This is a genomic window from Paenibacillus sp. J31R122 (assembly GCF_056269185.1).
The window spans coordinates 99152-118638 of sequence record NZ_JBWDNM010000004.1 but is presented as its reverse complement, the minus strand read 5'-3'; the positions used below and the strand labels follow the sequence as shown (position 1 = coordinate 118638).

Here is a 19487-nt window from a genome sequence, read left to right as displayed (position 1 = left end):
AAGGGAGTACATGAACCCCGCACATGTACTCCAATGTCTTTATCATTTATTACCAATAATTTGATCGATCTTTTCTTGGGCTTCTTTTGTTGCAACGTCAGGTGAGGAATTTAATATAAGTACTTTGCTGAGCGCTTCGGAAATCACGTTAGATATCTCCGGCCATTGCGGATGAGGTCCGCGCGGCTGGGCATTTTCCATATTTTCAGCAAACACTTTCAGCTTCGGATTCTCCGTCCAATAAGGGTCGTTTGCCACATCTTTACGTGCAGGGAAGTAGCCAAATTGTTGTGCAAATTGCTTACTGACGTCTGGAGAAGCAGCGTATTTAATGAAATTAACGGCTTCATCTACATTTTTACCGTTGACCACGCCTAAGTTTTCTCCACCTAGTACAGAAGCATACTGCTTGTCTTTCGGCACGAAAGTGATTCCAAACTTCAAATCCGGCGCGTTCTTGGCCAAATCCGGAAGCTGCCAAGGTCCGTTCACCATCATCGCCAGCTTACCGGCTGCAAACTGTTTCATCACATCGGATTGCGTCCAGTTAATAACTTCCTTGCTCATCGACCCGTCCTTAATCAAATCGGCCAAAATGCTGTACGCTTTCGTACCGTCTCCATCAATACGATCGAAGGTAGCCCCTGTAGAAATCAGCCAAGGGAGAAATTGGAATGTGCCTTCCTCGTTCTGCGGTGCGCTAATGCCAAGTCCTTTAACGCCTTCTTTCGTCAATTTCTGGGCTGCAGTTCGCAGCTCATCCCAAGTTTGCGGCGGTTGGACTCCGGCATCTGCCAGCATCTTTTCGTTGTAGAACAGCGCTAAATTGTTGCTGCCGAGCGGGATGCCGTACTGCTTACCGTTATACGATGCGGACTTCCACGGACCTTCAAAAAATTGCTCTTTATCCGGCCAATCGTTCAGCTTATCCGTAATGTCAGCAAACAGGCCCATTGCGGAATAAGCAGCATGATCAGGGTTGTCGATAATGACGATATCTGGTAAGTCTGAAGCCGCCAATCCAACCGACAGACGTTTCTTGAAGTCTGTGAATGGAATATATACCGGTTCGACTTCGATATTCGGATTTTTCTTGGTGTAGCCATCCGTCACCGATTTAATGATGTCGAATTGCGCTTTCCCTTCAAAGTAGAACCATAGTGTTAGCTTTTTCTTTTCCTTGGCAGGATCGGATCCGGAATCCTTACTGTTGTTGTTCGTAGCTGATGGCGAATTATCTGTCGTATTCGAATTATTCCCTTGCTTTGAACTACATCCTGAAAACACGAGCATTGCAACGAGCATTGCAACGAGTATAACTGCTAAACTTGTTCGTCTCACATTACTGCCCCCTTGAATTTTGTTTGCCAACAACTTCATTCTACTTGCATGAAAGCGCTTCTAACATTCCAAATAATTAATATAGGTGGATAAATATAAGCACATTCCTCGTATCTAAATATTCATGTTTCGATATTCCGCTGGCGACAGTCCAGTCACCTCTTTAAACACCCGAGAAAAATATTTGGGATCTGAATAGCCGACCATTTGACAGATTTCGAATATTTTAAGCTGAGGTTTCAGCAGAAGTGATTTGGATTGTTTGATTCGATAATTTTTCACGTATGCGCTGAAATTACTTTTGACTTCCTTGGTGAATAAACCGCTTAAATATTCCGGTGTAATACGAAGTGAGGAGGCGATCTCCTCTAGCGTGATCCCTTCTTGAAACTGTTCATGAATAATCCGCATCGTCTTTTGTACGATGAAACTGTAAGGAATAGATGGCGATGCAAGGCCGATCTTACTCATACTCAGGGAAATCGATTCAAAAGCGTCGAGCAGTTCCACTTTTGTCTGGGCCGCCAAAATCGGATGGAGCCATTCCTTCTGGTATTGGTACACCCATTCGTCCCCATAAATTTCGCCAATCATCTGTAAGTTCGAAGATACCAGCCTTACGGAGACATCAATGATATGTCGTGGGTCGTAAAGCCTTGAAAAGCAATTTTGCAGCCAATCCTCAAAATACCGCTTAATTTGATCCAGATTTTTTTCAGAGATCGCCACTTTTACTTTATTTTCGAGTGAATGAGGAAACGGCAAAGCTTCAACCTTAAGGGAGGCGATATGTTGATCGTTCAGAATCGTATTGGCTCCATTCAGCACGATAAACCAATGCCTGGATGCAGTCAGTGAATCGAAACACTCCTTTAAATTAGCAAGCCTAGGAATCTCAGCGCTGCTAATGACAGCCCGCGGTTCGATTGCCCTAAGAGCCGGCAGAAGCCCCTGAAGTAGTAAGCAATTGACGTCAGCTCCGTTTAGGCTCCCCTGAATGATCGCGACAAGCGATTGTTCCTGTGGCACAGTAATGACCGCGTGATTTCCGATTCGTCCGAGCCATTCACTTAGATGCAGTTTAAGCATAGCCTGTGTAGTTTCATAAGCTTTTCCCAAATATACGCAGACGATATAGAAAGGAGTTTCCGAGGAAAAGTCTATGACCTGTGCAGTCAAAGTCGGCAGTAACGTAATGGCCATGTCACCATTCGTGACCAGACGATAGAGCAAGTGTTCAAATTGGGCTGTCGCATCTCCTGCAGGCATCCCTGCTATTTGCTGTATCACTAATTCTTGCTCGACTTTCTCCAGTGTCATTTTTAAATCTTGTGCCGTAATCGGCTTTTCCAGAAATTCAAATACACCCAACTGCAGCGCCTTTTTCGCATATTCGAATTCAGAGAAACCCGTTAAGATGACCGTTTTATGCCGATGTCCTTTAAGCCTAAGCAACTCTAGCATCTCGATTCCGCTTAGCTGAGGCATCTTGATATCTGCGATCACGAGGTCCGGTCTCGTGTCTTCGATCAACCGCATGCCTGTCCCTCCGTTATCCGCTTCTCCCACAATTTCGTAATGACCGCCCAGCTTGTTTATTAAATTTATAATTCCATATCTCGTGTTATCCTCGTCTTCGATCACGACAATTCTCATACTAATATGTCTCCTTTCCTAAGGATGGGTAGTACTACACTTACCGTTGTTCCTACTCCTTGCTGACTGATGATCTCATACGAAGCTTGGTCCCCATAATACATACGTAGCCTTAACAGCACATTTTGAATGCCTATTCCACCCTTAGGACCTGCATAATCTGTGATTACTGCCTGAAGAGCATGAAGTTCCGCTTCATTCATACCAACGCCATTATCTTCGATCGTCAGCATTATCGACTGCTCCAAGATGAGACGGATGCCGATGCTGATCTGCCCTCCCTGCTTGATGCCTGAAAATCCATGGATGATAGCGTTTTCGATAAAAGGCTGAATAATCAGTTTCGGAATAAGGCATTCTAACGCCGTTTCTTCTTTGTGCACAACGCATGCGAAAGAGGAGCTGAACCGATGCTGCTGCAGGAATATATACCGTTCCATCCACTGCAACTCTTCTCTGACGCTTACCAGTTTATTGCTATCTTTGATGCTATATCGTAATATTTGTGCCAAACTTTTCAACATTTGACTGATTTGATGCTCATCATTCTCAATTGCAATCCAATTAATAGAATCCAGCGAGTTATATAGGAAATGTGGGTTTATTTGCGCTTCGAGCGCGCGGATTTCCGCCTCCTTGCGCTTCTCCCCCGTTTCCTTGATTTCGATCAGCAATTCATTGATCTTTCCCATCATTTTGTTAAAGCTTAAAGCAATCGCCGAGATTTCGTCCTTCATTGGCTCATCCAATTGGACGTTCAATGTCCCTTGACTGGCTGTTCTCATCGCTTTTACAATTTTTCGAATCGAATTCGACAGCTTTATGGAAAAAATATAAATAAGAACAATTGCAGTAATTAGTGCAGCTACACCGACACCAATGGTTAATCGCTGCATCGCGTACATTTCGCTGAACAGCTCATTTTGATCGAGCAGATTATGGATAGTCATACCGGTTTTTGAATTGAAGTATGTGTTACTGATACTTGTGCTTGTCACGACCTCGTTCATCTGCTTGCCAATGCTGCTCTTATCCTGGGCAGAGGTGATTTTCCCTGTGTTGTCCGTTAGAAAGTTCTGATTATCGATTTGCTGAGAGGTTCCGGTTACCGGGTCTTTCAGGTTTATCGCATGAGCCAACACGGATTCATAGACGGTAATGACCACAACGCCAATACTTTCCAGGCCAACCGTGTTAAAATCGGTTAACTTCCTCGCCAAATGAAAGCCGTACTGTTCATTATTATTGATAGAGTTCATCTTCTCGGGGATTGTCATGATGCTGCCCGTCTTATGATTAACGGCCGATTTGTACAATGGAAGATTATTCAAATCACTGATATTGGACCACATATTATCGTATGGAGAACCTGTCTGCAGATCGTAACAGACCAGAGTCCCGTTTCTTGTGAAGATCGCCACGCTGCGAATGCCGTACTTCGCATAAGAATAGGCCGATAAAAGATTGATCAGCTTCCGTCTGCTTAACTCGACATCTGCATTCGGAACGTTTGCTTCTTTGACCAGCCTGATCACATCATCATTTGTAATGATCTGAAATAGCAAATCATCATAAGCACGCAATGAAATGTCCAAATTTTTGGACGTCTGGATCAGATTGGCATGAACAAGGTCATCAATCTTCCCCTTCATCGTGTCAGTAGAGACGTAATAGGAAACGATTTGCACGATCAATACCGGAAGTAAACTCACTAGCATGAAAGACATAATTAGCTTGTTGCGATAGCTGAATCGCCATTTTGGATGCATACTGTCCACCCCTATAATTTACGTTAATTGGTCAGTCGTAAAAAAACCTTCAAAACCACTCGTCTAATCGAGGAATTGAAGGCTTGAGTTTGCGAACGAATTATTTCCCATTGGTGATACGCCATTCGTTCAGCTGTTTCTGTTTTTCTGAGATCACCTTATGTACGCCAGCAGTTTTCAATTTGCCGATAAATTCGGGATAGATTTTGTCTGGGTCGGCCGTCCCCGTCGTCAATGCGGACAAATATTGATCGATCACGATATGACATTGCTCCATTTCAGATTTGACGGTTTCCGGATTAAATGAGAAACCCAAGATCGGGGATACGTCGGAAGTTTTATTCAATTGATCCCACTTCTCGATCGTATCGTCCGGATCGTTCTCCGTTTTCCATAAAATCAAATTGTTCCCGAACACCCATGGAATATTCGGATTGTATCCGCTATCTTTGATGCGTTCAATGCGCGTATCAGTTATTTTCTTATAATGAATGCCTTCGATCCCGAAATTCAATAAGTTGGCAACCTTCGGATCATTGTTCAATAGCTCAAGAAACATCATTGCCCTCTCCGGGTTCGGGGATGTGCTCGAGATAGCCGTAATCGTAGCCGCTGCGCGGTCCGTCGTTATGATCGGCTTGGTGAAACGTTTCCTGTACCAATCGACACCCGTAATCGATCTTAGTACTCCGAGCACGGAAGGATCTTCGGTCGAATCGAACGTTTGATAAGACGGCATCGCGATTGCATATTTGGCCGCTTTACGGTCGGCCGCAATCTCTTTCGTCGTGGAAGCATCTTTGCGGAAATACCCTTTTTCATACCACTTTCTAGAACGGGTGATAAACTCCTTGAATTCCGTCGATTCGTACTGATTCACGACATTCAAGTTTTTATCGTTCAAGCGGATCCAGCCGGGCATTTTCTGATCCCCGATAACATCGAAGCCGTATAGTGGCGCCGCCCCTACAAAGATGTCCCCGGTAATTGAATACTCTAACGGAAACTTGTCCGGCTCGCCGTTTTTCACGGCTTCCAGCAAAGGCTCCAGATCATCGGGAGTTTTCGCGTTTTTCCAATCGAAATGGTATTTGTCCGCTATCTCTTTCTGCACGTCAAATCCATAGCTCGTCGCCATGATTTGGTAGTTGACGACTCCGTACAGCCTGCCATCTATTTGAACCGCGTCCCAGATGTTAGCCGGCACCCCCGTCTTCGTCCGGGCGCCATATCGGTTAAGCAATTCATCTATCTCGATATAAGCTCCTTTGGCCGCATTTTGAAAGTAGTTATTGATCCATGTCGACGTAAACGCCAGATCGAACGTTTTTCTCGAAGCGATAATCGAGCTCATCTTTTTATCGTAATTACCCAGATCGATCGCATTCAATTTTACGGAGGCATTGATTTGGGGCTTAATCAATCTGTTCAGCTCATCGTTGACTGCCTGCAAATCCTTTTGGGAAGGCGCGGGAAAGTAATAATCCAACTCCACATACGGAAGTTCCTTCGGGTTTGTGTTATTTGTATCTTCCGTTAACTCCGCAGGTTTGCTAGAAGCGCATCCCGAAAGCAATGAGGTTACCATGAGCAAAATTGTTAATACCAATTTGGGCCGCCAAAACTCCGTTCCCATGATCTCTATCCCCCCCTTTACGAATCAAGCATGAATGAATACGCCTGCATTTTACAGTGTCCAGCACTCAAAAGCAATACAATAACATACAAAAAGATTATAAAATTGGACTTTTTTCAAAAAAATAATCTCTAATTATTACAAATATAATCAAAATCCCCATTTACTTTAGTGATTAAGAAGGATAAGTGAATGGGAATAGAGAAATTGTAACGTATGACGATTCTATTTATGGAGGTTAGCTCTTTGATGCCGTTCCCCCTTAAATCTCCTCGAAAAAGTTTGTATGCCAAGCTGTTGCTGACTTTGACGATCACCGTTACTTCCCTTATCATCGTGCTATCGTCGCTTCTATATAAAAATTTCTTCGCCGTTTCACTTGATAATGTGAATCGGATGAGCACTTCCATCTTGTCGCAAACAAGCTACAGTATGAACTACTTGGATACATCGGTCAGCAAATTCATGAACGCCGTCATCATGAGTCCGAGCACTTCCGTTCTTCTGCACTCTCGGGACACTGATATGTTTAGGCTTGGGGAAGCGCTGCAAAACCTGGATAATCTCACGCTTCCGAATGATTACGTGCAATCGGTATATACGGTTAATCTCGAAATGAATCGCATTACTTCTACGGAGACGGGCAGTTTTTATACGAAAGAAAACTTTTACGATCAAGACATTTTCACATTGCTGGGAACGACGAATCAAATATTCGATTCCGATATGCCTGTGGCAAGAAAAATACCGACGTTGCAAGCGATCCATGATCCGGAATTCACCAATGTATACACCTATATTTTGCCTGCTTCTCTGGGACAGGATCATTCTACCCGCATAGCGGTTGTCGTCAATATTAATGCAAGCGTCTTACGTAGTTTGATTGCATCCTTAAATAACGAGACGGAAAGCACCGGCAACGAAATCATCGTGGTCGATTCCTACGGTACGATTATGAACCATGCCTCGGGATCGATGTTTCTAGAAAGCGCCCGGCAAGAGCCGTATGTCCAAACGTTGCTTGCAGCAAACGAAGCTTCCGGAAGCTTCAAAACCCATTTGAACGGTCTCGACTATCAAGTGACTTACGTGTCTTCCGACAAGCCCGAATGGACGTTCATTAGTTTAACTTCTTATTCGACTTTCGTAGGCGCGGCGGAAAAGATTAAAACGTCTACCATCTGGATTTGCATCGGCATACTCGGTCTCGGTTTATTTTTTTCGTTCGCCATGTCTAGATCGCTGTATTTGCCGGTCGATAAATTGGTCAAAACCGTTCATGAACATACTGCGACATCGCACCAACCGTCAAACGAAATTCATTTTTTGCACAACGTTTTCCATGATATGATTTCCAAAAGCAATGAATTGGAACATAAACAAAGGGAGCAGCTCGGTCCGCTAAAAAACAAATGGCTGCAAGATATGCTGCTTGGCAATGGGTACGTAAGCCAAGAGGAGCTTCGGCTTAGTCAAGTAGAGTTCGGCATTCACGTCAATCTGATCGGACCGCTGAGATTGCTTCTGATCCGTATAGACAATTACCGCGAATTTCTCGACCGCTATAATGAAAAAGACCGTTGGCTTTTGAAATTCGGGATCGCCAATATCCTCAATGAAATCGTCTCAAAGGAATATAAATCGGAAGCGATCTATCTTGAGAACGACCAATTTGCGGTTCTATTGGAAATCAGCCCATCGGACAACGCGGATATGACGGAAGCCGACATCAAGCGTCTTCTCGAAATATCGCAAGACGCCGTGCGAGATAACTTAAAACTCTCTTTCTCTGCTACCCTTAGTATGCCTGTTAACTCGAATCTGCAGCTGGGCGAGGCGTATTCGGATACGCTCGCGCTGTCTTTGTATCGCATCTTGGAAGGCCACGGAAGTTTACTGACTCCATCGTACCGGGAGTCAATAAACCAGATGCCGATAACCTTTCCCGAGAGTAAAGCCAAGATACTGATCGATTCCTTGAAATTGGGCCGTCTCGATAAAACCAATGAGGCCTATGAAGACTTTATTAGCGTCCTGTCCGGAACGACCTATGAACATTGGCTTTCATCGATCATGCAGCTCCTCTTTATGGTGCGAACGAACTTTAACGTTATTTTGGAAACTCACGATCTTCAAATATCGGACGATATTCAACTCTTGCTCAAAAATATCGAGCAATATGAAACATTGGATGAAATCCATGACGTCTTTTCATCCCTATTTTCTAACATCAGTCGAGTCATGGAGCAGAATAAACAAAACAAACATACTTCGATCATAACAAGAATTATGAAGCTCGTCGAAGATCAATACCGCGACAAAAACTTGAACTTGCGCGTAATCGCGGATGAATTCCAAATGTCGAGCGTCTATTTGGGTAAGCTGTTTAAAGAGGCTACCGGCAAATCCGTAGCAGAGCACATTACCGATATTCGAATGAATAGTTTCAAGCAGCTGCTCGATAACAGTAACTTAACAACCAAGCAAATTTTGGAACAATGCGGATTGGAAGAGTCGAACTACTTCTATACGTTATTCAAAAAACGTTTCGGCGTATCGCTTACGCAGTACAAGCTTTCCGAGAAAAAAACATCGATCTGAATGGGTCTTACCCGAAAGATGGACACTTAAAAAAGTGACCTCTTCCGGGTCATGGTCTTAATCCAGTGATCCCATTCATTCTTTACCTTTTGAAGCACCCGGGAAAGCACCTTGATCTCTTCGCACTACGTGGCTGTTCAAATATTCCAATGCTTCTACATTTACCACAAATACGGTGAGATAGGCTTGTATTCACATACGGAAGAGCCACGATATTTGGCTGCCGCCATACCGTGGAATCTCTTCATCGTTCAAACTCGATTTGTTCTGCTTATAAAAGTATTTTCTCTTTTATCTTCTCATTGACCCATTCTCGCATAGACAATATCCATTGTGTCTCCCTTGGATAATCACTGAATGTAATGGGCTTACTCGCTAGTTTTTCTAATTCTTCTTTGACGTATGCTTTCCCATAGTAGCTTTCTAATAGCTCCAGAGCTCTAACATCTTGGAACGCATCGCGCAATACCTCTAATCGAATGGATTCGATCGGTCCATCCACACCAGGGTACACTAAAAAGGAATCTCCTGAAGCAAAAGCATAGTTCGCATCGGTATTCAGAAACGGATTCAATGGTTTGCGTGAATATTGCGAGTACCAGAAATTATAGCCCCAGTGAAGGAAACCAACGATATTATGTTGATACAACTGTACGCCTAGTATCCGGTTGCGCGCTGACGGCATGCTAAAGAAACGATTAGCCACCTGCTTATATTGAACACAGCAATAATAAGTCCATAAAGATTTAACTCCATGATCTATAAAATGTTCAATGTGATTGTTTCCCGGGATTGGATTTTTGACTAAACCCTTTGAATAAAAATCGTAGTCCGATAAAGCATCGATAATAGGGAATTCTGAAAGAAATTGTGTTAGAATGCGGCTTGCACTGCCATATGAGTCTAAGCTGTCTATGCTCGGCTCATCGGAGACATGAAAATATACTTGATCTTCCAAATAGTTATTCTTGATCCATTTGACCAGCTCAGGAAGAAATTGCTCTAAGAAATGTCGATATTCTTCTCCAGAAGCATCCGTTTCCCAACCAAATATACGCTTATACTCACCAAGGACTGTAGCCATAATTTTCGGCGCATGTTTGGCTCCCCATTGCGTGAACAAATGAGAAAATTCAAGGTACTTCACCCCATGGCTCAGGCATAGCTGCACCCAACGCTCCAATTTCTCAAAGCCAAACACATACATATTATCTGCGGTAACCTCAACATCGATTAGCTGTACAGTTGGCCTCTCCTTGCCAACCTCTGTATCTAAAGGAGGTGTAAATAAAGGAGTAAGAATCATATTCATACCATGCTTAACTGCAGTTCCGATATACATTTCGATAAGCTGCCAATGACGCTCGCTAAATACTTCCGTTTTATAATAGGTAGCTATGCAGTCCGTATGAAACCATTCCGTATGGATTAGCTTCTGTTCTGGAAGCAAAGCGGGAATAACATCCAGTTCAAAACACTCTTCTCCCAAAAATTCACCAGCATTTGATTCGAACCTGATTTTAATAGAATGAAGCCCTGGTGACATCCCTTCTGTATCAACCGTCACCCATACGGATCTCCATTGATTTGGGAACGCAGTAACTCCTTCTTCATCAACCAGATATAGAGGATCCGGATAAAGTCCCGGTGTTGTACGAAGCACATATTCATCATGATCGGGATAAACTGGAAGCTCGGATGGAACCAGGCCTACCGAACGAATAGTGACGTAACCGCTTTCTTCTGGCTGCACGGTAACACCTATGCCTTTAATGATACGATTTGCACGATATGCAACTTGAAAAGAATAGATCTCATTATTCAGTGCTGATGCCTTATTAAAGGGTAACTGGTGCAAATCCTCATCGGGAAATACCTTTTCAAGTGAGCTAATACAACGTGTTTCAAAGGCCTTTTGATTCATTATCATTAATAGCTACTCCTCGTCTTTAATTAGATGTGCACTGCTCAAAGATATTAAACTATCATTTTCTAAGAATGGGAGTAATAGAGTCTATATGTGAAGTGTTCTTCACTGACATCTTCAGCACTATGCTTTCTTCCACACCGAAGCGTATTTCTTTCGATACTTAAGGTCTTCCTCCGTCTCAATCAAATCCAATGCAATTTGCTTGACGGCCTCATCCTTATCCGCGTCATACAGCTTCCGAAAGCTTTCGATGATATCGTAACGAATTAATGTGCAGTTTTTTTCTTCCGCGCTACTCTGGAACCGTTCCGCTAGCTCTTTAAGAACCATCTCTTTTTGTTTTTCACCGGCCAGTGCGATTTTCCATAGAGACTTAAGAGAATGTCTCGCCGTAACGAACCGTTCGTCTTCAGTGACCTTCAGCAAAGCGGGAAAGTCAGTGAGCATCCTGCCCTCAGGATCGCTTTTCGCTAAATTGCTTAGAAATTGCGCGGCTCTCGATCGGCGATGATTATCTTTGTTGGTTAGATCAGCTATAAGATCATCCCATATTTCGTAAGCCCATTCTACCCGCTCGTTCGTAAGCGCTTGAAAATCGTGATAGGCTTGGTAGCGTATGTCCGGATCTTCGGATTTAAGGTTGTCGAAAATAATTTGAGCATTTTTGTCCATTGGCTCGCCTCCCATTATGAGCAAAATCCTTAATCAAAAGCTCCCTCCCGTTAGTTAACCGGTGGGAGCTATTTATTGCCTAAATGAGCGGAGGTTCCATATTCGCGTAAGCCCATTCCTCCATCGAGGGTCCGTAAACACCAGGAACAGTAAGGCCAGCCTGGCGCATCAGAACCGTCATTTGACCACGATGGTGGATTTGATGGCTAACAAGAATCGATAGAGTAAGACCGATTGGCCATTGCTCTCCATACATTTCCCGTATTTCAATCAGTGTTGCATCTGTCCAATTATTATGTATCGCATCTAGCATTGATTGAGAAGCTTGTCTGTAGCTGTCTGCAATGATTTTTGCGGATGAAACCAGTGGTGCATCGTGATGTGGAGCTTCGAACTCAAGACCAGTTCGAGATACCATCTCATGCAATGAAGTAACGATGTGCCATGCAAGACGACCCAGCGTGCGAAACCCTGGAATTACCTCTTGTGATAAGGATTCGTCAGTTAAGACATCGAGTATTTTCTGTGTTGATGCACTTTCGTGTTTCCAGTTTTCTTCAAATGCTTGAATCGATACAAACATGTTTATACCCCCTACTATCATTTCATATTTCATCTTTTAATCATACGATTTACGACTTTGATAATCAAGCTAATAGGCACGAAACAATGGCCATATGTGCACCTCTAGCGTTTTCGTAGAATGTAATAGAGGCTGATCGTGTTCAAGTTAAAAATCGAATAAGCTCAGTCCCTTTCGGAACTGAGCTTATACTCACAGATGATTGAATTCGTTTGATCTAAAGGTCATCCATTTAAAATTCTAGCTCATGAATCTGCCCGATCGGATTAGAGAGAAGCTCGCAGCCGCCTTCGCGGATAACGACCCCCTTCTCCCAGCGAATACCGAACGTATCCGTCATAATAAACGTATCGACCTGGAACGTCATATTCGGCAGCAGCAAATAGTCAGACGAAGTTTCCATCCATGGCGCTTCGACCTCAATCATTCCTGTTCCATGGCAAGGTCCGTACAAGTAGTTCTTTTCGTAACCGTTTTCTTTAAAAAGTTGAAGGAATCCTTCTGCAACAGAGCTGGCTGCTATACCTGCTTTCAAATTTGTCTGTGTCCACTCGTGTGCTCTCAAGCCGAATTCGATAATTTCTCGGCGCTCAGCTGTCAGCTTACCAAGACTGATCGGCATGCCGATGCTTGGCGAGTAACCGTCCACCTTAGCGGACAAATTGAGCTGCACAATATCTCCTTTTTCGATGACTCGATGCGAGGAACGGGAAATCGCATGCCGCGTTGATTTCTCGCTAAAAATATACATAGGTAAGCCCTCATACTCCGCGCCATTTTCGTAAATGACACGCTGTGCTACGCCGACCATTTGACACTCTGTCATGCCTGGACGAATTGTGCGAATCACTTCTTGGGTTGCAAGCTCCGTAATCCTGAAGCCTTCTCGCATACAATTCAGCTCGTTCTCAGATTTAATCGAACGAAGCTTCACCATGATGGCATCGGCTCTCACAATTTCTGCATCCGGGAAGCACTTTTTGAGTCCCTCCATCATGATGACAGTTGTGTCTAGAAAACTAGCAACACCGATTTTAAGCTTCGAACCACTTACACCAAGCGCCTTGAAGACCTCAGAGTAAGTATTTGGTTTGATTTGCGGATAAGCTGGATCCGCTGATTCCCGGTATTCCATCAAACAAAAGATGCTGCTAATGCGGCTAAAGTCAGCTGCATAAACGGTACTTTCTGGACCTACCATCAGTGCAGCCTCACCCGAAGGAGCAATTGCCACACCAGCCCGTTCGAAAAGCGGCCAAAAACCACTAAAATACCTAGCATTGGCGTAATCCGCTTCATTGGAATTAACGATCAGAATGTCCAATCCGGCTTCTGCTGTTAGCTTTGCCGCTTTCTGAATGCGCTCTTGGTATTCGTAATCTGGAATTTTTACATTGTTCAACATTTTACGTACCTCCCAGTCTACTTATATTGATTACTTATGCTCCAGCGTTTTACGTATCGATTGTTTGTTCCACTTGCCAGCAAATTCATCTGCCCGATGGAACTCCGCCCCCAGATCGAGCAGTCTGTCGATAAGAATGCCGAACTCGGTCATCGCCTTGTCACCGCAATTCAATGTGATGAAACGGTCCGGCGTCACCATGCACTCCCCGTATTTGTAGCTCCGCTTAATCGGTATAAATTCCCAAGGATGAAAATAGAAGCATAGGACGACGGGGAGACCTTTACTGCGCATGAACCGAATAAAACCTTCCACACGTTTCATCAGCGCATCAGCGCCCTTTGTCCGAAACAACGGCCATTGATCACGATCCCGCTCCAGGCCCGGATCTTTGCTTTTCATGACCATATCCGCAAAATTCGGAATTTCGAGAATATTCAAATTCCCTTCCTGCGTCCAGTTCTGACTACTTGGATGATAAGGAACAAACCGCTCGCGGTAAAAATACATCGGATACGATGCGTCCACCGCATAGTTCAAATCCTCCAATGCGTTCACTACAGCCGTTGAGCTCCAGAGCCGCGGGCAGCGAAACGATACCGGGCGCTGCCCGAGCACTTCTTCCACCCACTCCGTCGCTTTCCGGATCCGAAAAGGCACTTCCTCGGCTAACAACGGTACAACGCCCGGAATCGGAAACAGCTCATCCCCCACCGTCTCATGGAACAAGGAGTGGGTGCCGACCTCATTCCCGCTCTGTTTGACTAATTCAACACTGTCTGGATTACGTCTTGCAGCATCACCAGTATAGAAAAAAGTGCCTTTGATCCCTTTTTTATCGAACATTTCAACCAATGGAGCAGTCGCGTTTTTTATCCCGTCGTAGAAGGGAGTAAAGCTTCCTACGTCCGTTTCCATATCGAAGCCAAAAATTACATGAATTTTATCGTCCATACATTCTCCAACTCTTCCCGATATAAATTTGGATCTTTCGAAGTTGCGCATTATTCACTGAAGCCCATCGTCGTATAGAAGGCCATATTATCCTGTCTCGTATCCAGTCGGCCGTATTGCACAACGACCGGCATGTCGCTGTCGACTTTAAGCGCGTACTGCTCCTCTCTCGGCACGACAACTCCGTTCAAATCGTCAGGGTTGTCAAGCCGTAAGCAACGCACTCGCTCGCCTCCGACTCTTAATACGATATCGCCGACCGGATCGCGATCCGTAAAATAAAGTGTCAATGAAATAGTTGCCTCACTGCTTCCCGAGTTCAGCACGATGACCGACTCATGACCTTTGAGGAGTGACTCTCCCGCTGGCGGCAATTCACAATCAGGAAAAATCCACATGGTATTGCCCTGTCCCTTGCCCATTCTCTCACCTCCTATCCATTCGTAGTCAGAAACGTTATCTGTCAGAATCTCATTGTTGTACGTCGTTCGTTAACGTAAGCGACTTGCGATACTGCGCAAACTCGGTATCTAGCACGCTCTCCACTTGATGAATCTTCCAACGCAAATGCGCAGTGTCCGTCATATATTCCATGCTCGGTTCCCAACCAAGACGCGAGTCGGCCTCCACGAGCGGAATCGTTGCTTCCGCATTCGCGATTTCTCGGCGGGCGAGCTCCTCCATCCGCTCCAACAATGCCAACGCTTTGCCGGTTTCCCCCTCGCTCAGCAGCTGCCGTTTCAGCTTCCACCACATCTTGACATGGATCGTCGTCTGAAGAGACCTTGCAATAAACTGCCCCAACAGAAACATTCTCCGGCCGTCCTCCAGCTTTCTGTCAGGAGTTAGCTTGAGCGCCTTTTCCAGCAGCTCATTGCCGGTCTCCATCAGCTCGAGCATCCGCTCAAGGCTCCTGATTTCCACATCGATGCGGGATACGCCAAGTGATTGCCGCGGATCATCGAGCGGCTCGTAATCCGTCAATACGATTTCGTTGCCGAACATCGCATGTTTAACAGACGGCATTTGCACAGCTTTTTTAAACATAGGATTGCGGAAAACGAGCGGATAAGACGGCCCGACGCGAAATGGTCCGTACTGATCTTCGTTCGTTGGGATATAATGGGTGATCGCTTCGCTCCACGCGTTCCAAGCTTTCAGAGCAAGCGGTGCGGCAACCTCGCCGAAGTCCCGCTTGGCTAACATCGCCAACGTTTCCTCATATGAAGGACTCGGGCTCCAGTAAGCCCACTTTGCAAGCTCGCTGACAAAGGATGGCCACCAGCCATAATGATGAGATTCCATCAGACCGCTTAAGCCCCATTCTTTATTCGCTTTCTTTAGTGCAACATGTCGCTTGTTCCACTGCCCGGGGAACGGCTCATAAGGAATGACGCCGAAATCCCAAGTGAGCCCGCCCGTATTGCTCATCGCATGCAGCTTAATGCCGCGTTCGCGAGCCACTTCCGCCTCGCTGCTGAAATAGTCACCCGGCCCGACATTCGACAATGTGTAATCGACGCATACATGAGTCACATGCTCGTTGCGCATTTGCTCGAACATCTCGAAGGTCACTTGCAGCGTAATATTCTCCGGCAGCGCGCGAATGAGCTTTAGGCGGTCTTCCTTCGGCGCCCAGCCCCAGTTGTAAGTCCAGAACACGATGTCCGCATCCGGGTTATGCGCGCGAATCGTTCCTGACAGCAGGCTCAGCCACTGCGGAAAGTCTTGGCAAGGCCACCAGCCTGGGCTCGGCTTCGTCTGCGGCTGGTCGGATGGCCAATCGAGGCGCAGTTTGCCCGTCGTATTCAGGTCTTTGCTCGGAAATTCGCAAGATTCTCCGACGAGAATAACACCTTTGAATCTTGGGCATGCCTGGAACACTCGTCCATAGGTGCTTTTGTAATATTCGTTCGCACCCGGGTCGTCCGGATGGAGACGACTACTCAAGTAGCTGTAAACATACACGTCCAGCCCGTATAATTCGGCGCGATCAACCAGATAGTTAAAATCCTGATAGCCTTCAGGCGTTTCATCCACATCCTTCACGAACACCATAATCGCATCGATGCCCGCATGCGCCAACGCATTCAGATGCGAATCGGGGTAACGATCCAATCCCCAGCCGGAATGGGACATTCGAGGAGAGAACAACGGTTCGCGAGTTATGTCCATGCATCCTAGCACCGGTGCTTCTCTTACATTCATCACATCCTCGAGATAATAGCTTCCTTGCGCTGCCCCACGTTCGTCGCATCCGCACACAACGATGCGGCCTTCTTCGGCAACGATACGGTAACTCCGCGTTTTCTCAAGCGCTCCACCCAACGCAGGCAATTGCTTTCTTGTTGCCAGTACGATGACATGCTCTTCTGAGACCGCGACTTCCGCGATGTTCTGCGATCTGGTCAAGCGGACGGAGACGTTCATGCTTGTGAACAAATAATCCTGTAAATCCTTAGCCGTATTTACCAGCGGTGGACCTGCCTCCGCATCTATTACAATGAGCCAGTCATCCGATATTTCCAGCTCGCCTGCACCTGCGCCAATGCTCGGATCGCGGCGGTTCGGCTTATGCACCACTTCCAGTCGCTTGCGAAAATCATAATTGCGCTCCATTTCCCTACTCCTTTTCCATATGCGCCTTTACTATAGTAACTTGTCGCAAATCCCACTTTAAGAAATCAACGAATTTCTAACAAGCGACAAGGCTCCGATCATCCCCTGCTTATCACCGAACGAGCTATGCTCCAGTTGCATATCTACAGAAGCGTAACGATTCGCTCTGAGCAGGATGGTCCGTTTTGTTTCTTCGAAAATGATCGGCAGCTGTTCAAATACGGGACCGCCCAAGTAAATGACTTGCGGATTAAACAAATTAATTACGTTGCTCAAAGCTATGCCTATCGCTTTACCTGATGCAATACAAACATCAAATGCGATTTTATCATTTACCCGATAAGCTTCAGCGATTGATTCAAATTTGCCGCCACTCTGCTTATAAGCTCTCTCGATCCTCGGATACGTAACGATATTCTCCAAACAACCATAATTACCGCACATACATCGCCCAGCGTCTTCATCTGCGGTCATATGTCCCAGCAATCCGCCGACATTATTGGCTCCCCTAAGCAATTGCCCATTAATAATGATGCCAGCCACTATACCATAAGCAATGTGAACGACGATGAAATCCTCCGAATCTTTGGATTTACCTTCCATTATCTCAGCTAGAGCCATCGTTCGTCCGCTTTCGTCCAGATAAACCGGGCAATCAAATCGGCTGTTCAGCCTCGACACAATGTCCAATTCCCCCCAAGCATTGAGGTTGGGAATATTCAATATCCGTTGCATGTTCTTGTCCACGATTCCCGTAACTCCGATTCCTATTCCATCAAGTTCATCTGGATTCAATTGCGATTCCGCAAGGAACAGTTCAATCCTCTCCAGTACACTCTCCAGAATATCCGATTCTTCGTCAAACTCATCTACAAGGTATTCCCGCTCATGAGTAATTCTCATAAGGTTATCCGCCAATGCAAAGCGGATTCGGTACCCCCCAATATCAATACCCAAAAACCGGAATTTCTGAGGATTCAAGTACAACAGCACTTCTTTTCTTCCCATCCCGCTGCCAACACGATCACCTTCGACAACGTAGCTGCGCTCAATGAGCATTTTTGTAATATTAGTAATTGTCGCTTGCGAAAGCCCTGTCATTTCCGCTAACGCTTTACGGGATACACCCTCGCATTTCTGTATAGCCTTCAGAATTTGAATTTCCAATGGATTTAATTTCATCCTAAACTATCCTCTCACTGACAATAGTAAAATCACCTTCCCATTCTATCATATGTATTCATAGTGCTTAGAGGGTAAGGCTTCTGACTGAAATATGATTCTGCCGCTGCTCGAATTACTGCATTAACTTCATTTAATTTATTAAATGAATTATATTACTTATAAACCCGATTGTAAACCCTTAAACCAAATTTAATCCATCGATTACGACTGATTTATAGCCCGTAAATAAACTAACGCAGCCATATAATTTACTTAGTAAATTATATGGCTGCGTTTCTCGCTTGAAATGCGGGGCTGCTCCAGTAGGGGCACCAAACATTCTCTACATTTTATCCCATCGCATACATAACAAACTTTATTACCGTTTCCCGCTATGTCGAATGGATATACTCGCAATTGATAAGTGGAACAGTAAATTAGTGCTCCACGACTACCATCTTATACCCGACGACTTCAGGTAGTGGAATTCGGATGTAACCATCCGATATGTCATACGCGAGAGGCTGCCTCGTTGGCGCTATATAAACTTCCTTGGCGCTATCCCCTCTAATACTCACCACTCCGCCATGCAGGACGGAATGCTCCTCGATCACATTATATTTGCCCCTCAATTCTGGATAAGTCACTTTAACGTGAATCATTTCCATCTGGTCTTTAGCTGTTACCGACACACGCGCTAGTACACCAACTCCTGCAAAGTTTGCGCACCAGTTATGCGATCACTATAATCCGAAACGATCTCTGGCATATCCGATTTAGATAATCTCATAGAAAGAGCTGCCATCAATACCCAGATTTTAAAGGTTCGTTTAATTTCCGCCGCATTTACAATACTCTCCTTAGTTAGGAAAGTAAGCATCGAATTCTCAAGCGCTTTTTTTGCCGCATCATTCGTTTTCCAATCCCGTACAATCTGAAGTAGAGATTCATTCATGTCTTCCGGAATACGTAAACTACGCTGTCCGCCTACATGAGTGTTCGAGCCCACTCCAAGAAAAAATCTATCCTCTAACTTCGTTAAGCATTCGTTATACTGCTCTTTCATCGAATGGTAACCTTCGTGTGCGCGATTGATCACGAAATTACAATATATCTGTCTAATGGTCCTGAATTATTTCCGGGTAAACCTTACGAAT

The 19487-nt window shown here is 45.1% G+C and carries 15 protein-coding genes; 1 reads left to right on the top strand and 14 read right to left on the bottom strand.

The genetic code is table 11. The features are described 5' to 3' along the window. Window positions 1–42: 42 nt before the first annotated feature. From AC0YN7_RS08695 to AC0YN7_RS08680, 4 genes are all read right to left on the bottom strand, one after another. A complete protein-coding gene (locus tag AC0YN7_RS08695; protein WP_475809580.1) occupies window positions 43–1341 on the bottom strand; it encodes an ABC transporter substrate-binding protein in 1299 nt (432 codons plus the stop codon). Between the two features lie 114 nt (window positions 1342–1455). Further along, window positions 1456–2997 carry a response regulator gene (locus tag AC0YN7_RS08690; protein WP_475809579.1) on the bottom strand — a complete coding sequence of 514 codons (1542 nt, stop codon included), beginning with the start codon at window positions 2995–2997 and terminating at the stop codon, window positions 1456–1458. Beyond that, a complete protein-coding gene (locus tag AC0YN7_RS08685; protein ID WP_475809578.1) occupies window positions 2994–4766 on the bottom strand; it encodes a cache domain-containing sensor histidine kinase in 1773 nt (590 codons plus the stop codon). The genes AC0YN7_RS08690 and AC0YN7_RS08685 overlap by 4 nt, the downstream gene beginning before the upstream one ends. Before the next feature lie 100 nt (window positions 4767–4866). Further along, complete coding sequence (locus tag AC0YN7_RS08680) at window positions 4867–6402, bottom strand: ABC transporter substrate-binding protein (RefSeq protein ID WP_475809577.1); 1536 nt, start codon at window positions 6400–6402, stop codon at window positions 4867–4869. Window positions 6403–6651: 249 nt separating this feature from the next. Here AC0YN7_RS08680 and AC0YN7_RS08675 point away from each other — a divergent pair, with 249 nt between their 5' ends. Beyond that, window positions 6652–9003 carry an AraC family transcriptional regulator gene (locus AC0YN7_RS08675; protein WP_475809777.1) on the top strand — a complete coding sequence of 784 codons (2352 nt, stop codon included), beginning with the start codon at window positions 6652–6654 and terminating at the stop codon, window positions 9001–9003. Between the two features lie 271 nt (window positions 9004–9274). Here the strand turns inward: AC0YN7_RS08675 and AC0YN7_RS08670 are convergent, their stop codons facing one another. From AC0YN7_RS08670 to AC0YN7_RS08625, 10 genes are all read right to left on the bottom strand, one after another. After that, entirely contained in the window at window positions 9275–10927 is a 1653-nt protein-coding gene (locus AC0YN7_RS08670) for a DUF4091 domain-containing protein (RefSeq protein ID WP_475809776.1), read from the bottom strand. Between the two features lie 126 nt (window positions 10928–11053). Next, entirely contained in the window at window positions 11054–11605 is a 552-nt protein-coding gene (locus tag AC0YN7_RS08665; RefSeq protein ID WP_475809576.1) for a hypothetical protein, read from the bottom strand. A 79-nt stretch (window positions 11606–11684) separates the two neighbouring features. Continuing rightward, complete coding sequence (locus AC0YN7_RS08660) at window positions 11685–12188, bottom strand: DinB family protein (protein WP_475809575.1); 504 nt, start codon at window positions 12186–12188, stop codon at window positions 11685–11687. A 232-nt stretch (window positions 12189–12420) separates the two neighbouring features. After that, window positions 12421–13593 (bottom strand): M24 family metallopeptidase, encoded by a 1173-nt coding sequence (locus AC0YN7_RS08655; RefSeq protein WP_475809574.1) that lies wholly within the window; start codon window positions 13591–13593, stop codon window positions 12421–12423. A 30-nt stretch (window positions 13594–13623) separates the two neighbouring features. Then, window positions 13624–14547 (bottom strand): polysaccharide deacetylase family protein, encoded by a 924-nt coding sequence (locus AC0YN7_RS08650; protein WP_475809573.1) that lies wholly within the window; start codon window positions 14545–14547, stop codon window positions 13624–13626. 50 nt (window positions 14548–14597) lie between these two features. Continuing rightward, complete coding sequence (locus tag AC0YN7_RS08645) at window positions 14598–14969, bottom strand: sensory rhodopsin transducer (protein WP_475809572.1); 372 nt, start codon at window positions 14967–14969, stop codon at window positions 14598–14600. Window positions 14970–15018: 49 nt separating this feature from the next. After that, a complete protein-coding gene (locus AC0YN7_RS08640; protein ID WP_475809571.1) occupies window positions 15019–17166 on the bottom strand; it encodes a hypothetical protein in 2148 nt (715 codons plus the stop codon). A gap of 57 nt (window positions 17167–17223) precedes the next feature. Continuing rightward, complete coding sequence (locus AC0YN7_RS08635; protein ID WP_475809570.1) at window positions 17224–18348, bottom strand: ROK family transcriptional regulator; 1125 nt, start codon at window positions 18346–18348, stop codon at window positions 17224–17226. 419 nt (window positions 18349–18767) lie between these two features. After that, complete coding sequence (locus AC0YN7_RS08630; protein ID WP_475809569.1) at window positions 18768–19022, bottom strand: hypothetical protein; 255 nt, start codon at window positions 19020–19022, stop codon at window positions 18768–18770. A gap of 5 nt (window positions 19023–19027) precedes the next feature. Then, complete coding sequence (locus AC0YN7_RS08625; RefSeq protein ID WP_475809568.1) at window positions 19028–19396, bottom strand: hypothetical protein; 369 nt, start codon at window positions 19394–19396, stop codon at window positions 19028–19030. Window positions 19397–19487 lie beyond the last annotated feature (91 nt).

What these genes read in the sequence shown, in the direction of transcription:
- AC0YN7_RS08665 (WP_475809576.1), bottom strand. Translation starts at nt 11,605, where the DNA reads ATGGACAAAAATGCTCAAATTATTTTCGACAACCTTAAATCCGAAGAT.
- AC0YN7_RS08690 (WP_475809579.1), bottom strand. Translation starts at nt 2,997, where the DNA reads ATGAGAATTGTCGTGATCGAAGACGAGGATAACACGAGATATGGAATT.
- AC0YN7_RS08680 (WP_475809577.1), bottom strand. Translation starts at nt 6,402, where the DNA reads ATGGGAACGGAGTTTTGGCGGCCCAAATTGGTATTAACAATTTTGCTC.
- AC0YN7_RS08675 (WP_475809777.1), top strand. Translation starts at nt 6,652, where the DNA reads ATGCCGTTCCCCCTTAAATCTCCTCGAAAAAGTTTGTATGCCAAGCTG.
- AC0YN7_RS08660 (WP_475809575.1), bottom strand. Translation starts at nt 12,188, where the DNA reads ATGTTTGTATCGATTCAAGCATTTGAAGAAAACTGGAAACACGAAAGT.
- AC0YN7_RS08640 (WP_475809571.1), bottom strand. Translation starts at nt 17,166, where the DNA reads ATGGAGCGCAATTATGATTTTCGCAAGCGACTGGAAGTGGTGCATAAG.
- AC0YN7_RS08685 (WP_475809578.1), bottom strand. Translation starts at nt 4,766, where the DNA reads ATGCATCCAAAATGGCGATTCAGCTATCGCAACAAGCTAATTATGTCT.
- AC0YN7_RS08650 (WP_475809573.1), bottom strand. Translation starts at nt 14,547, where the DNA reads ATGGACGATAAAATTCATGTAATTTTTGGCTTCGATATGGAAACGGAC.
- AC0YN7_RS08670 (WP_475809776.1), bottom strand. Translation starts at nt 10,927, where the DNA reads ATGAATCAAAAGGCCTTTGAAACACGTTGTATTAGCTCACTTGAAAAG.
- AC0YN7_RS08655 (WP_475809574.1), bottom strand. Translation starts at nt 13,593, where the DNA reads ATGTTGAACAATGTAAAAATTCCAGATTACGAATACCAAGAGCGCATT.
- AC0YN7_RS08625 (WP_475809568.1), bottom strand. Translation starts at nt 19,396, where the DNA reads ATGAAAGAGCAGTATAACGAATGCTTAACGAAGTTAGAGGATAGATTT.
- AC0YN7_RS08645 (WP_475809572.1), bottom strand. Translation starts at nt 14,969, where the DNA reads ATGGGCAAGGGACAGGGCAATACCATGTGGATTTTTCCTGATTGTGAA.
- AC0YN7_RS08635 (WP_475809570.1), bottom strand. Translation starts at nt 18,348, where the DNA reads ATGAAATTAAATCCATTGGAAATTCAAATTCTGAAGGCTATACAGAAA.